Source organism: Marinobacter antarcticus, from assembly GCF_900142385.1.
In the GTDB taxonomy this organism is placed as follows: domain Bacteria; phylum Pseudomonadota; class Gammaproteobacteria; order Pseudomonadales; family Oleiphilaceae; genus Marinobacter; species Marinobacter antarcticus.
In genome coordinates this window covers 1,763,067-1,787,680 of the sequence record NZ_FRAQ01000001.1, presented here as the reverse complement: position 1 = coordinate 1,787,680, position 24,614 = coordinate 1,763,067, and the positions used below count along the sequence as shown (strand labels likewise).

The following is a 24,614-nucleotide window of genomic DNA, read 5'->3' as shown; positions in this document are numbered from 1 at the left end:
AATGCCTTTTAGAGTTCGCCAAGTGCCAAGGCGTTCAAGTACTCGCCGTAACTGTTTTTACGGAGCTCTTTTGCTTGTTGCACAAGCTTTTCTTTGCTTAACCAACCATAGTTGTACGCGATCTCTTCCAGGCAGGCGATTTTATAACCTTGTCGCTTTTCAATGGTTTCTACAAATTGCGCGGCTTCTAGCAAACTTTCGTGAGTGCCGGTGTCCAGCCAAGCAAAACCGCGACCCAGCAGGTTGACGTTCAAATTACCCTGCTTCAGGTAGGCTTTGTTTACATCTGTGATTTCCAGTTCGCCCCGGTTTGAAGGCTGAACCGCTTTAGCAATTTCAATCACTTCATTGTCGTAGAAATAGAGGCCGGTCACAGCAAAGTGAGATTTTGGCTTAGCTGGCTTTTCTTCAATAGAAATTGCTTTTTGGGCACTATCGAACTCCACTACACCAAAACGCTCGGGGTCTTTAACCTGATAACCGAAAATTGTTGCTCCGCCATGCTCTTCAGTTTGCTTGACGGCCTCAAGCAGCTTCGGGGTGAAACCTTGTCCATAGAAAATGTTGTCGCCGAGAACTAGGCAGACGCTGCTATTATCTAAGAACTCTTCGCCAATGATGAATGCTTGCGCCAGGCCATCTGGGCTGGGCTGTATAGCATAGCTCAGAGTGACGCCAAACTGTTCGCCCTTACCTAAAGCACGCTTGAAACCAGCAAGATCTTCCGGCGTGGTGATGATAAGAATGTCCCGGATGCCCGCCAGCATGAGTACAGAGAGCGGGTAGTAGATCATAGGCTTGTCGTACACTGGCAGCAGTTGTTTGGAGGTGCCTAGTGTTATGGGGTAGAGGCGGGTACCGGAGCCGCCTGCCAGGATGATGCCTTTCATGCGTTAACTCCCAACCGTTCTCTTTGGTAACTGCCATCTTGTACTCGCCGGCACCAATCGAGGTTTTGGAGGTACCACTGTACGGTTTTTCGGATGCCGGTTTCGAAGGTTTCTTCCGGGACCCAGCCGAGTTCTTTCTGGATTTTGCTGGCGTCTATAGCGTAACGCATGTCGTGACCGGGGCGGTCTTTAACGTTTGTGATCAAGTCCCGGTAGTTTCGGTCCTGCGGACGGAGTTCCTGGAGGATGTTGCAGATGGTATGGACGACTTCGATGTTCTGTTTTTCGTTGTGGCCGCCGATGTTGTAGGTTTCGCCGGGCTCGCCTCCTTTGAGCACTTTGTAGAGGGCGCGGGCGTGGTCTTCTACGTAGAGCCAGTCGCGAATCTGGTCACCTTTGCCGTAAACCGGGAGCGGCTTGCCTTCCAGGGCGTTGAGGATCATCAACGGGACGAGCTTTTCCGGGAAGTGGAAGGGGCCGTAGTTGTTGCTGCAGTTGGTTACTAGTGCCGGCAGGCCGTAAGTGCGCTGCCAGGCGCGGACCAGGTGGTCGGAGCTGGCTTTGCTGGCGCTATAGGGGCTGCTTGGGGCGTAGGCCGTCTCTTCTGTGAAGAGAGGCAGAGATTTCCCCCTCTCCCCTGACCCCTCTCCCGCGAGGGGAGAGGGGTGTGTCGTCTCACCCCGCGGGTAGCCATTGGGATGCGGGAGGTCGCCGTAGACTTCGTCTGTGCTTATGTGGTGGAAGCGGAAGTTGGCTTTTTTCTCGGCTTCCATGGCCTGCCAGTATTGGCGGATGGCTTCCAGCAGGGTGTAGGTTCCTACTATATTGGTTTCGATAAATTCCGCGGGGCCATCTATGGAGCGGTCTACATGGCTTTCGGCGGCCAGGTGCATGATGGCGTCTGGCTGTTGTTGAGCCAGCACACGGTCTACTTCTGCTCGGTTGCAGATGTCTACTTGTTCGAAGGCGTAGCGTTGGCTGTTACTGACATCTGCTAAGCTTTCGAGATTGCCGGCGTACGTCAGTTTGTCGAGGTTTACCACTTCATCGGTGGTGTTGTTCATAACATGACGTATGACGGCGGAACCGATAAAGCCGGCGCCGCCGGTAATCAGAAGTTTCATGATTTTGGTTCGATTTGATCAGATTTGAGAAAGGCACGGAGAAATACAACAAATACACCAAGCATGCCGCCCAGCATTACCGCAAGCACAACAATCAAAGTGCGCTTGGGCTCACTTTTCTCTTGGGGTGCTACGGCAGGGTCTAAGGTTTTGAACACATATTCCGGTTGCGCGTTAGCCAGCATTACCGTCCGGGTTTCGCTTTCAATGAGCTGGTAAAACACTTGTTGCATGCCAGCGATGCTGGTTTCCTCCAGCTTACTTTCCAGATAAGCAATGCGGGCTTCAGAAGTGCCTACATCTTCTTTACGCATGTGCTCGTTAATATCGGCTACCAACAACCTCGCCCATTCTTTTGCTGCGACGGGGGACAAGTTTTTGATACTGATTGTGAGCATGCCGGTATCTTTGTTTTCGCTCACGCTCAGATGGTTTTCCTTGAAAGCCTTAACCAGATCCCAATCAGTGGGCGCAAAGCTTTCGCCTTCATCATCCTTCAGCCACTCTTTGGTTACTGGGTTATAGACTTCGCGATTGTATAGCCATTGCTGATTTTCTTTGTTCCAGCCCTCAACTGCCTTCAGCGGAACGGCCAATTGATGCCGGCGTATAAAGTCAGTCAGAAATGCACGGGACTGCAGTACTTCTTTGGCGATAACCGTTTGATTAGAACCACCGCCCCCCAGATTGATACCTGCCAAGCTGGCCAAGCCTCCCAATTGGCCACTCAGGCCTTTAACGCCGCCTTCCTCGTTAGCGGGTGCCACCAATACGCTGGCCTGGTAGATATCAGGTTTCATAAGAGCAAATGCCACGCCACCCGCAGCAAATAGAATTGTAAACGCCATAACGAGCCACTTTCCGGCCCACAAGGTAGCGAAAAGCTGGTGAAGATCGATTTCATCATCTGCGTACTGGTTTACCTGCTCGAATGCTATGCGCTGATTCATCAGAGGTTCCCCACTGCCGCTGCGCCCAGAGCCATTTGATAAACGATCTGGCTCACGTTGGTCCAAAGCTCAAGTTGGTTCAGGCGATCCACATCAATCGGCATGATGACTGTATCACCTGGCTGCAATTGCTGGCTGCGGCCACCGAACCACGCGCTTTTCTCAGGTAATATCACTGAACCGTCCGCTTTCACCACGTACACCCGGCTCTCGTCCGCCTGGCGGGTTGGGCCGCCGGAGCGCTCCAGGTAGTCGTCAACGGTTAACCCGGCTACGTGCAGATGGCTGGTCGGGAACTGTACTTCGCCAAATACGCTGACAGCTTGTGGAATGGTGGGTACTGTCAGCGTGTCGCCGTCTTGCAGGCGAATGGATTGGTAGGCGCTGTCACTCAGCACTGCCTGCAGGTCAATAACCATGCGGCCCACCGGACGGCTGCTTTGCACATCATCCAACAGACCTTTTACCTGGTCTACGCGCTGCGCATTTTGGCCACCGAAGCTGTCACCTTCCAGCTGAACCCCTAGCAGGTCGCCTTGCAGCCGCTGTTCAGCCTCGCGCAGGCGCCGGGCTTCCAGCTCGCGCAATTTTTCACGGGTGAAGACGGCGCCACGGGGAAAGGCGTTGCTGGTCAGGCCGCCGGCCCGCTGAAGTACCGCGGCCAGAGTTTCGCCATCGCTAAAGGTGTACTCCCCGGGATACACAACTTCGCCATCTAATGTGATGGTGCGTGTGGCGCCGAACAGCGGTATGGATTTGACCATCAATCGATCACGGCTTTGCAGGTACACGTCTACCTGATCATTCATTGCATTGGCCAGGTCAATGGTTTGCAGGCGGGTTCGCTCTGCGCCGTTTTCATCCCGAGTGCGCCGGGCCAGCTCGGCTTCCAGCATCAGGGCGGAGTCTGTTAGACCGCCGGCCATTACGATGGCGTCTCTTACTTTACCGGTGGCCGGTAACGGGTATTCACCGGGGTAGCGCACAGGACCGCTGATGGTCATGGTTTGTTGCGGCGCTGATGGTGTTGCCTGGGCTTTCAAGCGTTTTACCACAGGATAGAAGAGCGCATCGCGACTAAAGCGCTGCGGGTCTGTTTGTTCATCAGTTCGGTTTAGTGCCAATTCACCAGACCTGTTTCTCGCCACATCGCTTCCATTGCCCATTTCAGGCTTTTCTGGAAAGCTCTGCTCGAAGTCTCCCTTACTTTCGTCCGCAAACAGCAGTAACTGGTCTTTTTCATGCATGACCAGATCGGCTGGCCCACCGGGATTGCTTACTGCATTTTTGAGCTGCAGGCTCAGTACCGAAATCTGCTGAGTATCCGGGTTGGTTCTGACGATGGCTGCGAAGTTGGTGTCTGCCATCGGCAACAGATCTGCATCCAGATTGCGTATTACGGAACTCACGCGCATACCCGGAACCCAGGCAAATTTGCCGGTGCGCGTTGCAGCGCCAGTTATTTCGACATATTGTCCCGTTACGTCGGCAATGGATGCAATCGTCACCCGATCACCGGCTTTTATGCGAGCCTGCTTGCCGGCTGCCTTGGTCAAATCGGCTTCAGCAATCACGCGCAGAAATTCCTGGTTTGTGCGCTCTATACGGGTAATTTTCGGATACGCTTGCGACGTGAAGCCACCAGCCAGATTGACCAGTTCTTCCAGAGTGGTAGCGCTTGCAATTTCATACAGGGCTGGGCGATAGACTTCGCCGTCTATCCCTACACGCGGGCCTACGGCCGGAATAAATACTGCGTCTCCGGGCTGAAGGCGAACGTCGCCACTGGTGTCACCTTTCAGTAGTAAGTCGTAAAGGTCCAGAGTACTGACAACCTTGCCATTTCGCTTCAACTGTATGTTACGCAGAGAGCCGGTATGGCGAATACCGCCAGATACGTAGAGCAGGTTGGTTATGGTCGACAGGGAACTCACACTGAACGACCCCGGAGTGCGCGCTTCACCAAGCACAAAAACTCGCATACTGCGCAACTCACCCAGAGATACGGCAGCTTTCACCCCAATGTACTGTTCTGCAACCAACCTGCTGATTTCGTCTCTGACTTGCTGAAAGCTCATGCCCGCTACATTAACTGGCCCTTTTCCCGGCATATCTATGGTGCCGTCGCGGGACACAGTCAGTGACAGCTGGCGGTTTTCGTTGCCCCAAAGCTGAACTTTCAATTCATCACCAGGGCCCATCGTATAGTTGGCGGGAACCGGAATTTCTGTCACTGGAGCAAAGGTGCTGGGCTTACCCTCGAACAGTTCATAGCCAAACGGCTTCAGACCAAAATTTTTCTTGCTGAAAGCCTGCTCTTCTTTAGATAGTTGGCTGTCACTCTGATCTTCCTTTTCATTCTGCCCTGCCTCTTTCTCAAGTGGCTCGACGACCGAAATCTGTTGATTCACTTCCGGGCCGGGTTGCGCCGCACTCCCCTGAATCTGATCCAGATCTACACCGTATTGCCGTGCCAAGGCTTCCTGCTGGGCTGTAGGCAGGGATTGAAACTGCTGGACCTGGGCGGGTGTTATCGATTGAGCGAAAACACACAGAGGCATTAATAATGCCGAGGAAAAAAGAAAGCGCTTCAAGTTCACAGCGGGTATCCAGTGTATATTTTGAAAAATAGTTTGAAATTATCGATTAGATGAAGCACATCAAAAACGGTATCGCCAACTGGCGCCAACAGACCATTGACCGGCTTCATTGTCTGCCGGATTGACCAGTTCAAGCTTTTTATCTGCAAACTGCGCGCTCAGGTCCAGCCAGCCATTGAGTAATTCTGTGCCATAACCGACTTTTGCAATCACTTGTTTGGCATTTTCAGCGGGCACCATCAACTTGATGTCTTTATCGATCACAGGTGTCCGGCTTATTCCATCTTTGTTGAACTCAACAAAGCTGAGGCTGGCCGACAGGTTGCGGCCGTCGTCGAAGAAATGGAAACCACCCAGAGTGACGGCTTCGGCGTCGCCACTGAAGCTGGCACCCATGGTGCGGCCGTAGTAACGGTATCCACTATTATACCGAGAGTGGTCGTAAGTGATGTTGGGCATGGCGTCGCCCAGGAAGTCGTCGGCGAGGGTGTTGGCGTATTCGACAAACCACTGTTGCTCGCCGTTTAACAGCTCACTGGTCCAGTCGCTACCCAATAGCCAGGACTTCCGTGCGGGAAATGCGCCAGCCTCGTCTTCGCCCATCATCTGGCCGTAAAGGCCCATGGACTGCTTGCCTATAGCAAAGCCATAACGGGCATCTATGCCGGCAAGCTGATTACCCGGGTCGTTTTCTTCCAGCTGACCGTTATCCTTGCCGATCAACGCATTCCAAATGGTAGAGGCGCCTTCAGGGCGCCCTTCCCCGCCAAACATGATGGCGCGGGAAAAGCCGAGTTCCAGACCATCCAGCGGGCGGACGTTTAAGCGCATACCAATCAGCTTGGCTTCCGGCACTTTGCGTTCTTTTTCATACTGCCCGGCAAGCACTGTGAACTGCCAGGGGCCAACCCAACTCAACCAGCGGCTTTCAGGCGCGGAGGCATCTTTGCGATTCAGCCATACGGAGGGTAGTGGCCGGGCGTTGCTGGATAAGATAAGACTGGATTGCCAGCCAGGCCCCCACCAGCGATCAATGGCACCGGCACCAAATACCCAGTTTCCTGCGGTGGCTGCGAGATAGGAGCCATCAAAGCGGACATTTTCATCGTCATCAGGGTTATGAGCGTATGAAGGACTCAGGCCAAAAGCCCAGTTCTGCCCTTGCCATTGCACGTCCAGTTTTACTGTCGCTTCAGCCATTGGCCCGCGATCAAAGCCCTGAACCATAGCCACTTCATTGGTACCCACGACTTCCAGTTCCGAACGAAAACCAGGAGAGGCTTGCTGGGCACGTTCGAACTCGAGGTAGTTACGAGCCAGCCCAGTGACAGCCTCAGGCTTGGCCTCTGCCTCATTCAGTCCGTTGGTTATCGAACCCCACATTATTGGCCAGCTCGTGACTGGGCGCTGAAGGTGGCCGCGATCTGCAAGCTTCTGTACCGCATACCGGGCGCGCGCATCACCCGGCTCAAGCCAGGGTGCCGCTATCGTAAAAGTGCTGGTCAGGCACGCTACCGCCCCACCGACCAGGGCCCAGTGTTTTAAGGTCATAGAAATAAATTGCCAGCAATAGCAGGAAAAAACGAGGAGGGGAAAACATACTCCCAACTGCATCCCTGTCAGTGTGTGAATGCTCCAAGTCTGAAGCGAGGCGATTCTACGGCATCGCATGAGACATTCAAGTGACAGAAAGTCTGACACATAGACCAAATGAATGCGGAAGCGTCAAAGGTTGTCAAAGAGTCAGAAATACACCTAACTCGAATAAAATCAGCCAGCGCTCTCGGTTGCTACTTGCTCTCTCACTAAGGCCGCAAACTCACTAATAAAGACCAAAAAAACACCCAACATGCTACCTAGCAAAACTGCCAACACAACAATCAGACGACGCTTCGGGGCTACTTTTTCAGCACTTTGGCGGCTGGTAACAAGCACCTCCGCTCCCTGCAGCCCTTCGAGCTTAGCCTCAAGCCTGGAACGTCTTTCTATCGTGCCGGCAATAGCTTCACCGGCATCCTTCTCACCCTTTAAAGTTTCAATAGCCTTTTCAAGAGACACTAACTGGCGTTCAAGGCTTTGCCTCTCGCCCTCAATCAACACCTTTTGGTGGTCTTCCACGCTGCTGATCAGAGAACTGTGGGCTGCGCCAACGGATTTCTCTTCTTCTTTCGTCGTGTTACTACTAAAACGAATCAGGCCAGTGCTTTCGGGATTAATGAAAGACACATTAAAGGGCAGTTTTCTGCCATGTTTTTCGCGATATATGGCTTTCACTTCCGGAAACCAGCGACTCTCCAGTGTTGCAATGATTGTTTCTGGCGGTTGGACAAACTCTTTGCTATCTTTTTGAGCGATCTGAATAAGACTCGCGTACTCATACTCGTCCGGCATCCATAGTGCGTAGGCCAAGCCAGCTAGTGTGACAGTAACAAAGACCACATAAAAAACCCGACGCCTGCGGATAAACGTTGCAACGAGATCAACCAGACTGATCTCATCGGAATAATCTGGCCGTTGACCGCCAGAAGGCGTGCTTTGCGTGTTATTCATTTGACTGCGGTCTCCAAAACATAGCTTTTAATCAGCGTATTGACTTTGCCGACACCTAATTCAGCGCCGGAAAGCTCTACACTTTACAGGGTATGCCGATTGATTTCCGTTACCGGCTGGAAAACCATCCGATTTAGCGCTTTATCGCCGAAACCGGCACCTTAACGCGCTGTTGCTTTTGCATGAAGTTGATCAGAACAATCGCCCGCTCTTCACCATCGTACGCCTGAAAAACCGCATTGATACCCTCAAACGGCCCCTCACCCAGCTGAACCGCCTCGCCATACTTGAGCCCACCCTGCTGAGCGACGGAGTCGAGGCTGTCTTTGATCTGCTGAATAACGTCACCTGAGATGCCTGCAGGCTTGTTAGCAAAGCTGACGACACGCACTACGCCACGGGTTGAGCGGAGCTTGGCCCAGCTGGGGTCCGTCTGTTCCAGGTTGACGAACATATAACCCCGAAAAAGCGGCTCAAGCTTCTGGGTGCGTTTGCCCGCTTTGATTTTCTCCACCTGAATTTTAGGGTAGAAGCAGACAATGTCCTGATTCTGCAAATGAGCCAGTGCGCGGTCGCCTTGGGCTGGCTTGTGTTGGAGTGCGTACCAAGTCATACGGTTCCAGTGTCAGTTGATAATGTGCCTTGATCTTAAAAGCGCATCAAAAATACCAGTTCCCTGCCGCAATAAAATACGGGTTTAGCACATCCTCTTTGCCGTATTCCAAAGGCTTGCCCTCCAAAGTGTGCACATTACCGCCGGCGGCAAGCAACACAGCATGAGCTGCGGCCGTATCCCACTCGCTGGTGGGTCCCATGCGCGGATAGATATCAGCGTGGCCTTCTGCTATTCGGCAGAATTTGAGGGAACTGCCAGCCTGAAGCGTTTTGTGAGCTCCGAGAGCTTTAATAAAGGTGCGGGTTTCATCATTCATGTGATTTTTGCTGGCAACTACACGCTTGGTTGCCTGGGGTTCTGCGACGCGGATGCGGTGAATCCGCCCGCTCCTGTCACGCTTGTGAGCGCCCTCGCCTTTAATGCCCCAAAACGCTTCTTTTAATGCGGGCGCTGTGACAACGCCCATTACCGGCTCACCGTCTTCAATCAGTGCGATGTTCACCGTGAATTCCCCGGTACGCTGGGTAAATTCTTTGGTGCCATCGATAGGATCAACCAGCCAGAACCGGCGCCAATGCCTGCGCTCTTCCCACGGGGCCTGGGCGCCCTCCTCGGAGAGAATCGGTATATCCCGGCTGATGTTGTGCAGGCCTTTTACTATAATCTCGTGGCTTGCAACATCTGCTGCCGTTATAGGCGATTCATCTTCCTTGTAACTCACCTTGAAGTCGGACTGATAGATTCGAAGCACCTTTGCACTGGCTTCGTCGGCCACTCGAATCACGTCCGGAAGTAATGAACTGTAGGGCATGCTTTGCATCCTGCGTTGCTTGTATCTCCGCATAATAGCAAATAGTGGAGGTTGACCGTATTCGGGCTTTTCTGGCAAGGCGCTTTCAGGCACCCTGATATAAGGAATGTTAACTGCGATTCTGAGGTTCTGACGCCTCTCCAGCCAGAAGGTCTTTTGTGTATGAAACTTCGCTTCCTCGGCGGTACCGGCACGGTAACCGGCTCACGTTACCTGTTATCCGATGACAATCACCGCGTACTGATTGATTGCGGCATGTACCAGGGTGTTAAAACCCTGCGTAAAAGGAACTGGGCGAAGTTTCCCGTAGACCCAGGCACCATCGATGCCGTGGTTCTGACCCACGCCCACATAGACCACTCTGGCTATCTGCCCGCGCTGGTAAAAAACGGCTTCAAAGGCAAGATTTACTGCACCCAGGGCACTTACGATTTGTGCAAGGTGCTACTTCCGGATGCAGGCCACCTGCAGGAAGAGGATGCCAAGTACGCCCTGCGTAAGAAATTCTCGAAACACGAACATCCAGAACCCCTGTTCGGCGTAAAGGATGCATGGGAGGCCCTGGAACACTTTGAGCCCCTGCATTACCACGAAACCTTCGAGCCGGTGAAAGGCTTTGAAGTGACCTTTACCCCTGCCGGGCACATTCTGGGATCTTCTTGCGTGCATGTTCACCACAAAGCAGATGATCGCACAGTGGTATTCAGCGGGGATGTGGGCCGGCAGAATGACCCGATCATGCGCCCACCGGAGCCCATCAAAAAAGCCGACGTGCTTGTGTGTGAATCCACCTACGGTGACAGACTGCACGAGGGAACCGATCCGGAAACCGAGCTGGCAGAGATTATCACCCGCACCGCTGGCCGCGGCGGCATTGTATTAATACCGGCTTTTGCGGTTGGCCGCGCCCAGATGCTGCTTTATGTGATTCACAAGATCATGAACGAAGGGCGTATTCCCAAACTACCGGTATTCCTTAACAGCCCTATGGCGATCAAGGCTACCGAGATTTTTTGCAAGCACCATAAAGAGCACAAGCTGAGCGCCAGCCAGTGCGAGGTGATCGACAGCGATACGGAATTCGTTCGCACTGTGGATGAATCCATCAAACTGGATTCCGCCCGCTACCCTTGCATCATCGTATCCGCCAGCGGCATGGCCAGTGGTGGCCGGGTTCTCCACCATCTGAAAACCCTGCTGCCAAACCACAGAAACAGTATCGTCTTCGCTGGTTTCCAGGCACCGGGAACCCGGGGCGACAGGTTAGTGGCGGGTGTAGACTCGGTGAAAATTCACGGTGAATACTGGCCGGTTAAAGCTGAGATCGACAACTTGGGCTCCCTCTCCGCCCACGGCGACTACAATGAGATTCTGCAATGGCTTGAACAGGGAACTCTTGAGCCTGACAAAGTGTATGTCACCCACGGCGAGATGCTGGCCAGTGACATTATGCGCAAGCGGATCAATGAAAAATTCGGATGGGACGCAGAGGTGCCGGATTTGTTTGAAGAGGTTGAGATTTGAAGCTCGCCGCGCTGTTTTTTGGCTTTGTCCTACTGTTTAATGCAGTTGGTACTGCTCAAGCCCAACCCTTCACACTCCCCGGTATACCCGGGTTTTCAGGGCAAGCAGAGAAGGAAGACGCAGCGTCCCCTGAAGAGCTGGCTGCGTCTCTTGAGGTGACCATTCAGGCCCTGCAAGACGACGAGAGCCGGCGGGCTCTGGTAGAGCAACTCAAGTCCATCCAACAGGGGTTACAGGCGGAATCGTCCAAGACTGCACAAAGGGCTTCCGGTGGGGAGGGCCTTTTGGGCGCCCTTGCCGGTTTTTTCGATGAAGCTGCCAACCTTGATGGCAACGCAGAGACGCCGCTTGGGAAGTGGAGATCAAATTTTCGCAATGCCTACCTGGCTGCCGAAAAACTGTTAACCAGCGTATCGTTTCGCGTCCTGGCAGAAACCATAGCCGGGTTTACAGTATGGCTGATCGCACTGTGGGGGCTTTCACGCCTTGCCCGCATGTTATACGCGTGGCAAGGCTGGCCAGTGCAGATGCCGAGGCAACCCCGGCCCTGGATGCTGATCGCGCATCTGGCGCGACGCCTTTTACCCTGGCTGATTACCTTTACCGCGCTTTTGGCCGGCCTGCCCACATTCGGCATGTCTGAAGGCGCTCAGCAAACAGTGCTCGTCCTGGCTTACGCCGCTCTGTGCGCCCGCGGGCTGACGACATTTTTTGATGTGACAATCTCCATTTTCTCCAGCGGCCATCGCCAGACTGCCGTTCTTATCCTGCGCCGGCGAATGCTGGTGCCACTGTTTATTATCGGCGTACTCTTCGCCCTTGAAGATGCGTTGGGCACCACGGAGTTCACCTCACAACTCGGCACGGAACTGGCTAGCGCGCTGGCTCTGATCTTCAGCATAGTCGCAGCCCTGCTGAGCTTTTTCCTGATCGTTCGGAACCGGCGCCCTGTCACTCATCTGATTCGCAATCGCCCCTACAAACAACGCAAAAACCAGGGCGTATGGCGGGAAGTGACCGCACTGCTGGCCCGGCTTTGGCACATACCGATGCTACTGGCGATCAGCGCGTCGGTGGTCGCGGTTTTTGCCAATGGTGGCGAGGCTGATGCGGCCTTGGGTAAGGCAATGATCTGCGCGTTACTGCTTGCGGTAACTCTTGCCATTCAGGGACTCTTTGGCATTCAGGAGAACAGCCCCAAGCACCAGGCGCTTAGCAAGTTCAGCCAAAGGTTGGTGCGCTTTGGTTATCACTTGCTACAGACAGCAGCATGGCTGGCGTTTTTTGAGCTGGTCCTGCAGATCTGGGGCTTGTCGCTGCTGGGCTTGGGTGAAAAATCACCGGTTAGTATCGGCTTAACGAACAGCCTGATCGGTGTGGTTCTCACATGGCTGATTGCCAGTATCACCTGGATTTTTGTCGATGAATTCCTGGAACGGGCAATGCGCGGCGGCGATCGCAAGAAGCGGATCAACCCTGCAAGGGCGCAGACAATTGTCCCCATTGCCCGGAACACCCTGCTGATCACAATTGTAATAATCGCCATATTTGTGGGCCTGTCCACTTTGGGTGTCGACGTAACGCCCCTTCTGGCGGGTGCGGGTATTATCGGCCTGGCGGTTGGCTTCGGCGCCCAGACCCTCGTTCAGGATTTGATCACAGGCCTGTTTATTGTGGTTGAAGACTCCATGTCGGTCGGCGATTTCGTGGAGATCAACAGTTTCATGGGAACGGTGGAAGGATTCAACCTGCGCACCGTGCGGTTGCGGGATCTTGAAGGCGTTGTTCATCACATAACCTTCAGCAAAATCAGCTCCATTCACAACATGTCTCGCCAGTTTGGTATCGCACTGATCAAGATTCGGATTCCCCGCGAACTGCCCATTGATGACGCCATACTTCTGATGACAGAAACCGCTGAGGAATTGCGTACGCAGCCGGATATGCGGTGGCTGATCTGGTCGCCTCTTGAAATGCAGGGGATTCACTCGTTTGAGGAAGGCTGCCCGGTGTTGCGGATGCGGATGCGTACGAAGCCAGAGTGCCAGTGGGATGTTTCCAGGGCGTTTAATCTGTTGCTTAAGCGGAACATGGAAGAGCGCTACCTTGATGTGGCAGCGCCGAGGATTAGTGTTGAGGTGGACGGGGAAGGGGGCTCTGGGTCGCCGCTGATGGAGCGCTAAACTCCGGGGAGCATGTGATTTCCAAATCGGGTTCTCCTTACTCCGACAGCGCTGCGACTGCGACTGCGACCACTGAAATACTCACCATTTCGAAGTACGACATTCAGCTTCACAAACGACAACCAGAAGGCAAATACGACGCTTCCCACGTCGCAGTTACCGCTGAGTTATCGAGCACACAACTCCAAGCGCCCGAAGATGTGCGTTCAAACCGCAGGACCAAACCTGTCAAGTTTGGGTGCGCATTGCCACCCATGGTCACTTGGAGCTGACCAGATCCGTCAGGATTAAGCGTACCGATATTCGTTGCCTGGCTTCCATTAGTAAGGTTCGAGGGATTATAGCCAATATCATTGTTGGTTACGTTCCCACCTGTACCCGCGCGCTCTTCAAACGGAGCTTTATAAGCTGACAATTCACCTACGGCCCTGTTTATCTGAGCTTTAAAGATGTAACCCTGATAGAGAGGGATAGAAACGGCAGCAAGGATGCCGATGATAGCCACGACAATCATCAGTTCTATTAAGGTAAAGCCGGCATTTTTATTCATAAGTGATTGGGTTCTGACAGTTAAATTATACTCAACACGAAGCAAATTCTGAGCCAGAAACCCGACTTGGACTTGGCAGAACTCTCACTGGTTTTGATAACGCTCATGCCAGTCAGGACAATGATCATGGCCGTCTGCCCAGAAACGGGGACCATAACTGAGATTGACAACGCCATCTGGCGATACCAACAATTTCTGCTGAAGAATGAGATCTGCTTTTACACCCCATATCGTTATCGCCAGAAATGCAGCCAGAACTATTACATATGCACCCTGATACCGGCAAAGAGCCTTGCCAGCCAGTAGAGCAAATTTTCCCTGGGTAAAAACATGCAAAGCCCAGCCAAGCACCAAAACAAGCAACATCTGCTGCAGAGGACCAGTAATCATGCCCTCCACCATGCTGGCAGCCACTGTAGCTACCAGCGTCGCAAACAGAGAGAATTCGAGTGGATTTATATGACGCTCGGAACGCAGATGCCGCACTAGTGCAACAAACATAAGCAAAGCAAGGACCAGGCATAGCAGGGTCATGAATATACCCCACTCCGACAGAAGCTGGAAAAACAGATTGTGGGGGGCCGCTACCAACTCACTCGTAAAACAGGCAAACCCCCCCGGGCCATTTCCCAGCCAAGGATACTGCAGAAAATGGCCCCAGGCTTCCGCCCATATATCTAACCGCCCACTACTGGACCCACGGGCGAAGCTCATGCTGCCCTCACCCCAGAGTGAAGTGTTCAAATACCAAGCAACACCGCCCCGCAAAAACAAAAACATCAGCACACCACCGGCAAACTGAATGGCTAACACCTTGAGCCAACCCAAAGTGTTACGCCCAGCCGCCAACCCGAGAACCAGCAAGGCGAAAGGCAAGGCCACCAACGCCGAGCGGGTACCGGTAAACAACAACAACCCCCACCAAAGCATTGCTGTTAACCCTATAAAGCGCCGCCAGCCCGCAGAATTCATCTGCAGCCAGGCTGCCGGCAAAACAAACAAGGTCAGGAACTGTAGTTCAGCGAAAATACGCACGTTGACAAAAGCGCCAAAAACCACCCGATGATCTACCATGTGAATGGAAAGACTGAGCAGCAATCCTTCCAACACAATCAAAGAGCAACCAAAGCAAAACAGCACCAAACCGATATAAGCAGCCCTGTCAAAACTGGCAGCGCCCGCGTGCTGCCTTGCTTTGGCAACAACCAGCATGGCCGTAAAAAGGGCCAAATACTGCATCCCTTCCCGTATCGCCAACCAATGATTATCTGCCTGCCAAATCACTAGCGCCATGACCAACAACAGGACAAAGCATGAAACCGCCCAAAACCGGCTCAAACGGAAGCGAACCGGCAGCATGACACCGGCACACAACAGACTCCCTAAAAGAAGAATCTCGAAATACCGCTGAGCGTTATAGGCAAAACCGGGCTTCCAGCCCACATAGCCAAGATAAGATGCCACCCAAACGCACAACAGAAACGGTAGTAGAAATTGAGAGAAACGCAGTTTCAGCATCAGGTTCGTAGTATTCAATTGGAAATTTCAGCTTGATTTTTTTTCTGCATCGATACAATAGTCTCACCCCGAGGGGCCAACCCCTTCTCAATGCAGTTCGCTATCTCAGTTATCTGTGCGGGTGACAGAACACCAGCTAGCAGACTATGATCAAGCATAATCGGTGCGGAGTATGGATAGCGATAGGCCGATTGCTCCGCCACTTCACAGGCTTCGCTAACATCCCGCTTTAGAACCAGCAAGGAAAACTCACGCAATATCACAAGATCTCTTGGCTGCCAAGCTTTCATCTTGCGAACTTCTAATAACTGCCAGTCAATATTGGTAATCTCTGGCGCGAAGTCCCGGTATTTCCTGAGTACCGCATAAGGCCCCATCAGGCTGTCGTTCGCCAGAAAAGCCAAGGCTTGATAATCCTGCCTGTCACGCTGTGAATTCAGCGCCACACCAGCAATGCGACTGTATTGATAGCCCACATTCACCAGAAGTGTTAGCACCATCAACAACCCACAAAACCCCACCACCGGCTTAAGCCACTTTGAATCCCCTTTAAGCCCTTTAACGTCAAAGAGATTCGTCAGCAACAGACAAAACAGCACCAAAAACCAGAGATACCACAGAGGGAATTCAAGATTACTATGGATAAATAGGAGGCCGATCCCACCTATGGAAAAGAACTTTGACAAAGTCATGGGTGCCTTCAAGGCTACCACCGCAATACACACCAAAAACGTGAGCAAAAAAGCCAGTCCAACTAATCCAAACTCAACAAACACCATACTGAAAAGATTATGTGAGTGCAGCCAAGTGCCTGCCACAGGCCCTTCCGGTGGTAAAACCATATCTGCGTGATAGGAGAATGTCGGATAATTCCCGGGGCCTACTCCAATAAACCATTGCGGCCAGGAAAATGTGCTTGCCGAAGAAAAAACTTTGGATAACTCTGCCAACCTTGCGCTGTCATGGAAGACGGTCCTGTCAGCTAGAGAGATTACCGAACTTTTATCCAGTATATTGAAAGAAATCAAGGCTTCCCGAATGGGCTGATTGAGCAGGGGTACCACAAATACAAGAACAATAACCAGAGCAGTGCCTTTAGCTAAAAGTCGACTGGCATTAAAGGTTTCATTCACCTGATAGCGCGACAGTCGGCTAATAAATACCAAAGCGAGCAGCCCAACCGCCATCAGCCACGACATGCGCGAAGCCGCGCAGGCCAGAGTCCAGCCCAGCACCAGGATACTGACATACCACCATCCTTTTTGCTCTTTCCGAGAAAACACCACAGCCCCGGCCAACAAACCTAGCCAGCAGCTCGTTGTGGTTAAATTGGGTTGCCCCCAAATGCCGGACAAGCGCCCGCTTGAAGGCTCTACCCAAGTGAAAACAAGGGATAGCACTCCATAATATTTCAACAGACTCATAACGCTGTAAGCAAAACAGCCAAGCCATAAAAAAAAGCTAATCCTGCTATGGAACTGTTGTGGACTTTTGGCCTTGAGTTCACTGGAAGCTACCAGTGTCATAATGCAAACAATAAAAGCGATCAGGTACCAGCGCCAAGTAGTTTCATTGGCGTAGCTGTTCAACGCCACAGACACGACAAGGGCTAGGGCCATCCCAAGAAAGAAAAAAATCGCAGCATTGAAACGAAAACTGGAATCTCGTTTAGTGAACTGCATCCCGAAAAAAAGGCCAACACAAAGAAGCGTCAAACCGGCGGTAATTGCAGTAGGCAGGGGCCAAACTTTCAACAACCCAAGGGCGGGCGCAAGCATAAAAAGCAATAACACCGCAGATACAGACAGCGAGGAACCAGCAGTTTCTGCTTTAAATCTGATCATTTAGTTTTACCAGGGACAGAATGAGCAGGCTGTACAAAAAAATACGCTTTAAATAAGAAAGGCCCGACAAAGTAGCCGGGCCTTTCTTACATCAGGTCAGAATTTCATCAAACCAGACTGTACTTACGGGGAAACCGGGCAGCCAGATGGTGCGTAGGAGTTGTCCCAACCACCGCCTGAAGCGGCAGTAACTTCACAGCTCCACGCTCCAGCAGTTGTTCTAGTGAGCGTAACCTTTGCGCCGTCCACTGCTGAACTGGCATTGTTGCCCAATTCAGCTACGATGGTGCCATCACCAGTGCTATTGAAGTTAACAGATTCAAGATCTGAACCAGTCAGCAGGTCCGAACCAGTAAAGCCAAGCGAGCCAGCACCCGATGGCTCCTGCCCTCTCATCAACTGCTCTTCTGCAGACGTTTTAAGAGCCGAAATCTCTCCTACAACACGAGTAACCTGCGAGCGTGCAATGTAATCCTGGTATTGCGGAATAGCGATAGCCGCCAAAATACCAATGATCGCAACAACGATCATAAGTTCGATCAGCGTGAAACCCTTCTGGGCGTGATTGATTTTCATGTTCTTCATATTCGACCTCTATGATTGTCGTTGATCAACTCGAATTGGCCCGGGGCCGGTGGAGCCTTGCCCCGCAACCGGTTGTTTGAGCCTGAATATCTTAAAGCATTCCTTGTGCCAACTTACCAAAAAACCTATAAGGCACTATAAATCAGACAGCTATAAAGCACCTCCACGCCTTACGCGACATGTCAGCAGAAGAACTCCAGAGCCGTTACCCGTCATTCACTGACAAAATTTGTCACTCGGTCATCTTTCTTACTCACTTCTATTTACTGATCCAGTATCATTTGAAGCCCATGAATTAACCACACACCTTTCCAAACTCAGGCCAGCCATCTAAACTCTCCTCAATAAACAGAAACCCTTTTTCAGTCACTTAGGCAGCATTCTTTACTCATTTTATGGCTACTAACCAAAGTAACATCACGCTTACTGGTCTCGCCCGGCGCTTTGTGGACGACGGGCTTCTTGAAGAGGCAATCGCCAAGGATGCCTTTGTGCAGGCGTCTCAGAATCGGATTCCACTGATCACCTACCTTACCCAGAACAAATTGGCGGACAGTTCCAAACTGGCCTTTTCGGCTGCGATGGAATTTGGAGTGTCTGTTCTGGACCTATCATCGTTTATGCCGGAGATGATGCCGGATAAGGTGGTCGACGAGAAATTAGTGCGAAAGCACAACGCTCTCCCATTATATAAGAGGGGCAACAGGCTTTTCATTGCGGTGTCCGACCCCACGAACATTCAGGCGCTGGATGAAATCAAGTTCAACACCGGCCTGAGCACCGACCCTATCCTGGTTGATGATGCAAAGCTCCGCGAAGCTATCGATAAATATCTGGAATCCCACGATACCAGCATGGGTGATCTGGATGATGCGGACCTGGAGGGCGTGGAAACCGAGGGCGGCGAACCGGAAGATGACGGGGCCGTTTCTGCAAATGATATAGACGATGCGCCCATCGTAAAGTATGTGAACAAGATGCTGCTGGACGCCATTCGTGGGGGCGCCTCAGATGTGCATTTCGAGCCTTATGAGAAAACTTACAGGGTTCGATACAGAACAGACGGTATTTTGAAGGAGATGTCACGGCCTTCCATCAAGCTGGCACCCAAGATTTCGGCGCGCATAAAAATTATGGCCCAGCTGGATATTTCGGAGCGTCGGGTTCCCCAGGATGGCCGGATCAAGATGAAGCTGTCCAAAACCAAAGCCATCGATTTCCGGGTTAATACCTTGCCGACGCTTTGGGGTGAGAAAATCGTTCTTCGAATTCTGGACCCCAGCCAGGCCAAGCTGGGCATTGATGCGCTGGGCTACGAGGAAGACCAGAAGAAGCTGTACATGGATGCGCTTGCCCAGCCACAGGGCATGATTCTGGTTACCGGGCCAACGGGCTCTGGTAAAACCGTATCGCTTTATACCGGCCTGAATATTCTGAATACAGCGGATATCAACATCTCCACGGCGGAGGATCCGGCCGAGATCAACCTCGAGGGCATTAACCAGGTCAACGTGAACAACAGGGTTGGCCTGGGATTCGCCGAAGCACTGCGAGCCTTCCTCCGCCAGGATCCGGACGTAATCATGGTGGGTGAGATCCGGGACCTTGAAACCGCCAACATTGCCATCAAGGCGGCGCAGACGGGCCACCTGGTTCTTTCTACTCTGCACACTAACAGCGCGGCAGAAACCCTCACGCGGATGATGAACATGGGCGTCCCCGCCTTCAACATTGCAACGTCCGTAAGCCTGATCATTGCCCAACGGCTTGGCCGAAAACTATGCAGTGCGTGCAAACAGCCCGGTGACGTGCCAAAAGACGTACTTTTGGCCGAGGGGTTCACACAAGAACAAATTGATACAGGCTTTACGTTGTTCCACCCCAAGGGCTGTGATAAATGCAATGGTGGGTATAAAGGCCGCGTCGGTATTTACGAGGTGGTCAAGGTTACCGGTACGCTGGCGAACATGATTATGGAAGAGGCCAGCTCCATTAAAATTGCACAACAGGCTGAGGCCGAGGGCTTCCGGAATTTACGCCAGGCAGCACTTTTGAAAGTGATTGCGGGCGTGACCAGCCTTGAGGAAGCCAACCGCGTGACGAAGGATTAAGCATGGCAGAGAAAGCGCAAAAGCTGGAATCGTACATCTGGGAAGGTAAAGACCGGAGGGGTAACAAATCCAAAGGCGAGCTTACCGGCTCCAACCTGGCCCTGGTAAAGGCCCAGCTACGTAAACAGGGGATTATCCCTAACAAGGTCAAGAAAAAGCCAAAACCTTTGTTTGGTGGCAGCAAGAAGATCACACCCTTCGACATCGCCATGCTTACCCGGCAACTGGCAACGATGATGAAAGCGGGCGTGCCGCTGGTTCAAAGCTTTGACATAGTTACCGATGGCCTTGAGAACAAAGGGTTGCAAGATTTGGTAATGACAATCCGGAATGAGATTTCATCCGGCACCAGTTTTGCGGGGGCGCTGCGCAAGCACCCCAAGCACTTTGACGATCTTTACTGCAACCTGGTGGATTCCGGTGAGAAGGCCGGCGCGCTGGAGAAGATGCTGGATCGCATTGCGACTTACCTTGAAAAAACCGAACTGTTGAAGAAAAAAGTAAAAAAGGCGATGACCTACCCTATTGCGGTTGTTGTCGTGGCGATCGTTGTTACCGCGATTCTGCTGGTAAAGGTTGTTCCACAATTTGAGAGCCTGTTCCAAGGGTTTGGCGCGGAGCTTCCTGTGTTTACGCAGATGGTTGTTCGGCTTTCTGAGTGGATGCAGACCTGGTGGTTTGTGGTGCTGCTGGGCATTGTTGGCACGATATTCCTGTTCAAGGAGGCAAATCGTCGCTCACAGAAATTTTCGGATACGGTGGATAAATACGTCCTTAAAATTCCGGTTATGGGCGAGATCATCGACAAATCGGCGGTAGCCAAGTTCGGGCGGGTTCTGTCCACTACCTTTGCTGCGGGTGTTCCCCTTGTGGACGCTTTGGACTCTGTGGCCGGCGCCACGGGTAACGCGGTTTATCGAGATGCCATTCAGCGCATCAAGAACGATGTTTCCAGCGGTACTCAGTTGCAGGCTTCTATGCGGGAGCAGGGTGTTTTCCCGGTTATGGCTGTTCAGCTGACGGCTATTGGTGAAGAGTCTGGTAATTTGGACGAGATGCTGGAGAAGGTGGCCGAGCATTATGAGGGGGTGGTTGATGATATGGTTGATAACCTGACCGCGCTGATGGAGCCGATGATTATGTCGGTTCTGGGTGTTCTTGTGGGTGGTTTGATTATTGCTATGTATCTGCCGATCTTTCAGATGGGGCAGGTTGTTGGGTAGGGCCGCCGGCCCGCTTTCTCCCTCTCCCCCCGGCCCCTCTCCCGCTGGGGGAGAGGGGAGTAAAGAAAAAAGAGAAACATTAAGAGTTTTTGAATGGCTACATTAGATACTTTCCTCTCAACTCCCTGGCTTTTTTACCTCACTGTAACCTTCGTCTCTCTTTGCATTGGTAGCTTTCTAAATGTGGTGATTCTTCGGCTGCCGAAGATGATGCATCAAGATTGGCGTTGTCAGTGCGAGGCGTTTCTGGAGGTTCCGGAGGATCAGCATAGCCAGGAAGATCGCGTAACGCTTTCCAGTCCTGCTTCCACCTGCCCTTCCTGTGGTCATAAGATCCGGGCCTGGGAGAATATTCCGGTTATCAGCTATCTGTTTCTTGGCGGGAAGTGTGGCGGCTGTAAGGCTCACATTTCGATCCGTTACCCGGTAATTGAGGCAGTCACTGCGCTGTTTTCTGTGATCACTGTCGTGGTAGGTGGCCCTTCCGTGGCGACCTTGTTGTCACTCCTGCTGGTTTGGGCGCTGGTTGCTCTTACGGTGATCGATTTCGACACGCAGCTTTTGCCAGACAGCATCACCCTGCCCTTGATGTGGCTCGGGCTGATGTTGAGCTATTTCGGGTATCTGGGCGATTTTAACAGCGCTTTCCTGGGTGCGGTTTTTGGCTATCTTTCCCTCTGGTCTGTTTACTGGCTGTTCAAGCTGGCAACCGGAAAAGAGGGTATGGGGCACGGCGATTTCAAGCTGCTGGCCGCTCTGGGCGCCTGGCTGGGATGGGAGTTGTTGCCCGCCGTGATTCTGTTGTCGTCTGTTGTGGGTGCCGTTGTGGGTATCAGCCTGATGGTTTTCAAGAAGCATGGGCGTGAAGTACCTATCCCGTTTGGGCCCTATCTGGCAGCTGCCGGGCTGTTGTGTTTGTGGTTTGGCGTTGAGATTCAGGCATTCTGGTACGGGCTGCTGGGAGTTTGACAGCTCGGATGGTCGTTATCGGATTAACAGGTGGCATCGGATCGGGGAAATCCACGGTTGCGCGTCAGTTTGGTAGCCTCGGCGTGCACTGGGTGGATGCGGACGATGTGGCCCGCGAAGTGGTTGAGCCTGGCATGCCCGCGCTGACGGTTATTGCCGATCACTTCGGGCAGGACATTCTCACGGAAGACGGAGCCCTGGATCGGGCACGCCTTCGGCAGATTGTGTTTGAGCAGCCGGAGCAACGAGTCTGGCTTGAGAGCTTGTTGCATCCGATTATTCGCGAGGAGCTGATTCGTCAGCTCCATCCTTCCGATTATACTTTGCCTTACGTTCTGTTAGTGTCTCCCCTACTGCTGGAAACAGACCAGAACAAACTGGTTGAAAAGGTGCTGGTGGTGGATGTTCCAGTGGATGTTCAGATTGAGCGCACCATGGCCCGGGATACAAACTCCCGCGAGCAGGTTGAGCGGATTATTGCCGCCCAGATGGATCGGGAGCAGCGAGTTGCCAAAGCGGATGCCGTTATTGATAACAACCAGCCCAAAAACAAGGTTTCGGCCGAGGTTCGCGCATTGCATGAAAGGTTCATTGTGGACTTTGGTTAATCAGCTCCGTTTAAGGTACTGTTCGGCTTTTTCCCGAACCGTTGCAGCGTTGTTCCTTGTAATAAGTGCAAACAGTTACGGGATAGAGCCGATTTTCGAGGTTCGGGAAAACTCTATACCCGATACTCTGACCCCGGAGAAGCTGCCGCTCTCGTTCTACACGTTTGAGCCAGAAGAGTACTGGGCGGAACCAATAGACTCCTACTGGCTGAACTTCGGCAACTTCGTTCTGCGCCAGGAGCGTATTCAAAGCCCGAAGGTTCAGTCAATTGGAAATTGGGCCGACCGAACGCTCTCCGGTGAAACCCATAACCTCCCCAACAACGAAAGTTATTTGCGACTTGGCTTCGCCACCGAGTCCGAATACGGCGACCCGGCCCAATTCGATTCAGAAGTCCGGTTCCGCCTGGATATCCCCACCACGCGGCGCAAACTGCGGCTGGTTATCGAGAGCGAAAGCGACGAGCTTATTCCCCTGGAAGAACGCCAGCGCGACCGGCAGCTCACGGAACCCGACCGTACAGACACCCAAACAACCGGTGCGTTGCGGTATCTCTCGCAAATCGGCGATGCCATCAACCTGTCAAACGACATTGGCGCCCGCCTGCGCTTGCCGCCTGATGCCTTCTGGCGGGCAACAGCTGAAAAACGCTGGAACGCAGATGCCGACTGGGCTTTTCGCGCGCAACAACGTTTTTACTATTACCACCAGGATGGCTGGGGTGCCCGCACCTGGTTCAGCGCCAGCCGGGATGTTGGTAATGGCTGGCGTTTCGCGTCTTCCTCTGAGCTTGAATGGGTCCACCGCGACGGCAAATTTGTAGCGGCGCAGATTTTCAGCACGGGTAAAAGGCTCAATAATCGCTCAACCCTCACCCCGCGTATCGGCGTTCTCGGCGAGAGCAAACCCGTCTGGCGCACGACGTCTGCCTTTGCCGATCTCACCTGGCGTTACCGGCTGCACAGTGACTGGCTATTTGCCGAGTTAATCCCCGCGTTAACTTTCCCGAGGGACAGGAGTTTTAAAGACCAAGGCTCTGTGCTTTTTCGCCTGGAAATGTACTTTTCCGGTAGCATTCACCCGAACTTCTAGTAGGCTTATACTGCTGACTCGGTCCCAAGGCCAAGAAGGTCTGCAAGCAGACCTTCGCTCGGAGCATGAATTTGTAACCACGAACCAAGGCCTATGCCCAGACACCTCTCAATACCAGCTGAAGAAGCTCTGGCTCTTACGCCTATTGCCATCACACATTCATGCTTCAAAGACAAATTCGGAGTCCCACGGCAACCGGGGCTCACCCGCTATGCCAGAGCAGACCTGATTATTCAGTCACCTTACGATCGGGAAGATGCATTCCGTGGCCTGGAAACAGCCAGCCACCTCTGGCTGATCTTCCAGTTTCATGAAGCCGTGCGTGCGGAGTGGCGGCCCGTGGTTCGGCCACCTCGCCTGGGCGGAAACCGGAAAATCGGCGTGTTCGCCAGTCGCTCACCGTTCCGGCCCAACAGTCTTGGGCTGTCTGTGGTCCGTAACGAGGGGCTTGTGCGCAAAGACGGCAGGCTGGTTCTGCAGATTAGCGACCATGACCTGATCGATGGCACCCCGATTCTGGATATCAAACCTTACCTGCCGTTTGCGGATTCGGTGCCGGATGCTGGGCTGGGCTGGGCTGAAACGGCGCCCACTGAACGCCTCGAGGTTGATTTTCTGCCAGAGGCCGAGGCTCAGCTTGCCAGCCTGCCACCAGAGAAATACCCCGATCTGAGGCTGCTTATTGCCGATGTTGTGGGCTATGACCCCCGCCCTTCGTTCCGCAGAGGCCGCGATGAGGAGCGTATCTACGGGGCGCATCTTTATGATCTCAACGTCCGGTTCCGGTTTGTGAATGTTCATTCACAGAAACGTGTCGAAGTGCTGACGGTCTGTTAGACTTCCGTAGATGATTTAGTCGTGACAC

General features: G+C 52.8%; 20 protein-coding genes. 8 read left to right on the top strand and 12 right to left on the bottom strand.

What is annotated here, in order from left to right:
• Window positions 1-8 precede the first annotated feature (8 nt).
• The 8 genes from rfbA to cysQ form a co-directional block, all read right to left on the bottom strand.
• Window positions 9-890 carry a glucose-1-phosphate thymidylyltransferase RfbA gene (gene rfbA, locus BUA49_RS08395; RefSeq protein ID WP_072796718.1) on the bottom strand — a complete coding sequence of 294 codons (882 nt, stop codon included), beginning with the start codon at window positions 888-890 and terminating at the stop codon, window positions 9-11.
• Complete coding sequence (locus BUA49_RS08390; protein WP_072796717.1) at window positions 887-2,014, bottom strand: dTDP-glucose 4,6-dehydratase; 1,128 nt, start codon at window positions 2,012-2,014, stop codon at window positions 887-889. The genes rfbA and BUA49_RS08390 overlap by 4 nt, the downstream gene beginning before the upstream one ends.
• Complete coding sequence (locus tag BUA49_RS08385; protein ID WP_072796716.1) at window positions 2,011-2,964, bottom strand: Wzz/FepE/Etk N-terminal domain-containing protein; 954 nt, start codon at window positions 2,962-2,964, stop codon at window positions 2,011-2,013. Before BUA49_RS08385 ends, BUA49_RS08390 begins: the two co-directional genes overlap by 4 nt.
• On the bottom strand, window positions 2,964-5,564 hold the full coding sequence (locus BUA49_RS08380; protein ID WP_072796715.1) for an SLBB domain-containing protein: 2,601 nt from the start codon (window positions 5,562-5,564) through the stop codon (window positions 2,964-2,966). The genes BUA49_RS08385 and BUA49_RS08380 overlap by 1 nt, the downstream gene beginning before the upstream one ends.
• 60 nt (window positions 5,565-5,624) lie before the next feature.
• Window positions 5,625-7,115 (bottom strand): capsule assembly Wzi family protein, encoded by a 1,491-nt coding sequence (locus BUA49_RS08375; protein WP_072796714.1) that lies wholly within the window; start codon window positions 7,113-7,115, stop codon window positions 5,625-5,627.
• Between the two features lie 219 nt (window positions 7,116-7,334).
• Window positions 7,335-8,114 carry a Wzz/FepE/Etk N-terminal domain-containing protein gene (locus BUA49_RS08370; protein WP_072796713.1) on the bottom strand — a complete coding sequence of 260 codons (780 nt, stop codon included), beginning with the start codon at window positions 8,112-8,114 and terminating at the stop codon, window positions 7,335-7,337.
• Window positions 8,115-8,247: 133 nt separating this feature from the next.
• Window positions 8,248-8,727 (bottom strand): transcription/translation regulatory transformer protein RfaH, encoded by a 480-nt coding sequence (rfaH, locus tag BUA49_RS08365; protein ID WP_072796712.1) that lies wholly within the window; start codon window positions 8,725-8,727, stop codon window positions 8,248-8,250.
• Window positions 8,728-8,773: 46 nt separating this feature from the next.
• Window positions 8,774-9,541 carry a 3'(2'),5'-bisphosphate nucleotidase CysQ gene (cysQ, locus tag BUA49_RS08360; protein ID WP_072796711.1) on the bottom strand — a complete coding sequence of 256 codons (768 nt, stop codon included), beginning with the start codon at window positions 9,539-9,541 and terminating at the stop codon, window positions 8,774-8,776.
• 162 nt (window positions 9,542-9,703) lie between these two features.
• Here cysQ and BUA49_RS08355 point away from each other — a divergent pair, with 162 nt between their 5' ends.
• Together BUA49_RS08355 and BUA49_RS08350 are read left to right on the top strand one after the other, a co-directional pair.
• Entirely contained in the window at window positions 9,704-11,065 is a 1,362-nt protein-coding gene (locus BUA49_RS08355) for an MBL fold metallo-hydrolase (protein WP_072796710.1), read from the top strand.
• Entirely contained in the window at window positions 11,062-13,248 is a 2,187-nt protein-coding gene (locus BUA49_RS08350; protein WP_072796709.1) for a mechanosensitive ion channel domain-containing protein, read from the top strand. The genes BUA49_RS08355 and BUA49_RS08350 overlap by 4 nt, the downstream gene beginning before the upstream one ends.
• 109 nt (window positions 13,249-13,357) lie before the next feature.
• Here the strand turns inward: BUA49_RS08350 and BUA49_RS08345 are convergent, their stop codons facing one another.
• From BUA49_RS08345 to BUA49_RS08330, 4 genes are all read right to left on the bottom strand, one after another.
• Window positions 13,358-13,798 (bottom strand): pilin, encoded by a 441-nt coding sequence (locus tag BUA49_RS08345; RefSeq protein ID WP_072796708.1) that lies wholly within the window; start codon window positions 13,796-13,798, stop codon window positions 13,358-13,360.
• An 84-nt stretch (window positions 13,799-13,882) separates the two neighbouring features.
• Entirely contained in the window at window positions 13,883-15,262 is a 1,380-nt protein-coding gene (locus tag BUA49_RS08340; protein ID WP_175547559.1) for an O-antigen ligase family protein, read from the bottom strand.
• 68 nt (window positions 15,263-15,330) lie between these two features.
• Complete coding sequence (locus BUA49_RS08335; RefSeq protein ID WP_072796706.1) at window positions 15,331-17,160, bottom strand: Wzy polymerase domain-containing protein; 1,830 nt, start codon at window positions 17,158-17,160, stop codon at window positions 15,331-15,333.
• Between the two features lie 123 nt (window positions 17,161-17,283).
• Window positions 17,284-17,745: a pilin gene (locus BUA49_RS08330; RefSeq protein ID WP_072796705.1), complete on the bottom strand. Its 462-nt coding sequence runs from the start codon at window positions 17,743-17,745 to the stop codon at window positions 17,284-17,286.
• A 395-nt stretch (window positions 17,746-18,140) separates the two neighbouring features.
• Between BUA49_RS08330 and pilB the strand changes: the two genes are divergently transcribed.
• The 6 genes from pilB (at window position 18,141) to tsaA (ending at window position 24,586) form a co-directional block, all read left to right on the top strand.
• Window positions 18,141-19,856 carry a type IV-A pilus assembly ATPase PilB gene (gene pilB / locus BUA49_RS08325; protein ID WP_072796704.1) on the top strand — a complete coding sequence of 572 codons (1,716 nt, stop codon included), beginning with the start codon at window positions 18,141-18,143 and terminating at the stop codon, window positions 19,854-19,856.
• A 2-nt stretch (window positions 19,857-19,858) separates the two neighbouring features.
• Window positions 19,859-21,079, top strand: a complete 1,221-nt coding sequence (locus BUA49_RS08320; protein WP_072796703.1) for a type II secretion system F family protein — start codon at window positions 19,859-19,861, stop codon at window positions 21,077-21,079.
• Between the two features lie 93 nt (window positions 21,080-21,172).
• Window positions 21,173-22,048, top strand: coding sequence for a prepilin peptidase (locus BUA49_RS08315; protein WP_072796702.1), 876 nt, complete (start codon window positions 21,173-21,175; stop codon window positions 22,046-22,048).
• An 8-nt stretch (window positions 22,049-22,056) separates the two neighbouring features.
• Window positions 22,057-22,656 carry a dephospho-CoA kinase gene (gene coaE, locus BUA49_RS08310; protein WP_072796701.1) on the top strand — a complete coding sequence of 200 codons (600 nt, stop codon included), beginning with the start codon at window positions 22,057-22,059 and terminating at the stop codon, window positions 22,654-22,656.
• Window positions 22,628-23,749 carry a hypothetical protein gene (locus BUA49_RS08305; protein ID WP_228704430.1) on the top strand — a complete coding sequence of 374 codons (1,122 nt, stop codon included), beginning with the start codon at window positions 22,628-22,630 and terminating at the stop codon, window positions 23,747-23,749. The genes coaE and BUA49_RS08305 overlap by 29 nt, the downstream gene beginning before the upstream one ends.
• A gap of 93 nt (window positions 23,750-23,842) precedes the next feature.
• Complete coding sequence (gene tsaA / locus BUA49_RS08300) at window positions 23,843-24,586, top strand: tRNA (N6-threonylcarbamoyladenosine(37)-N6)-methyltransferase TrmO (protein ID WP_072796699.1); 744 nt, start codon at window positions 23,843-23,845, stop codon at window positions 24,584-24,586.
• Window positions 24,587-24,614: the final 28 nt, after the last annotated feature.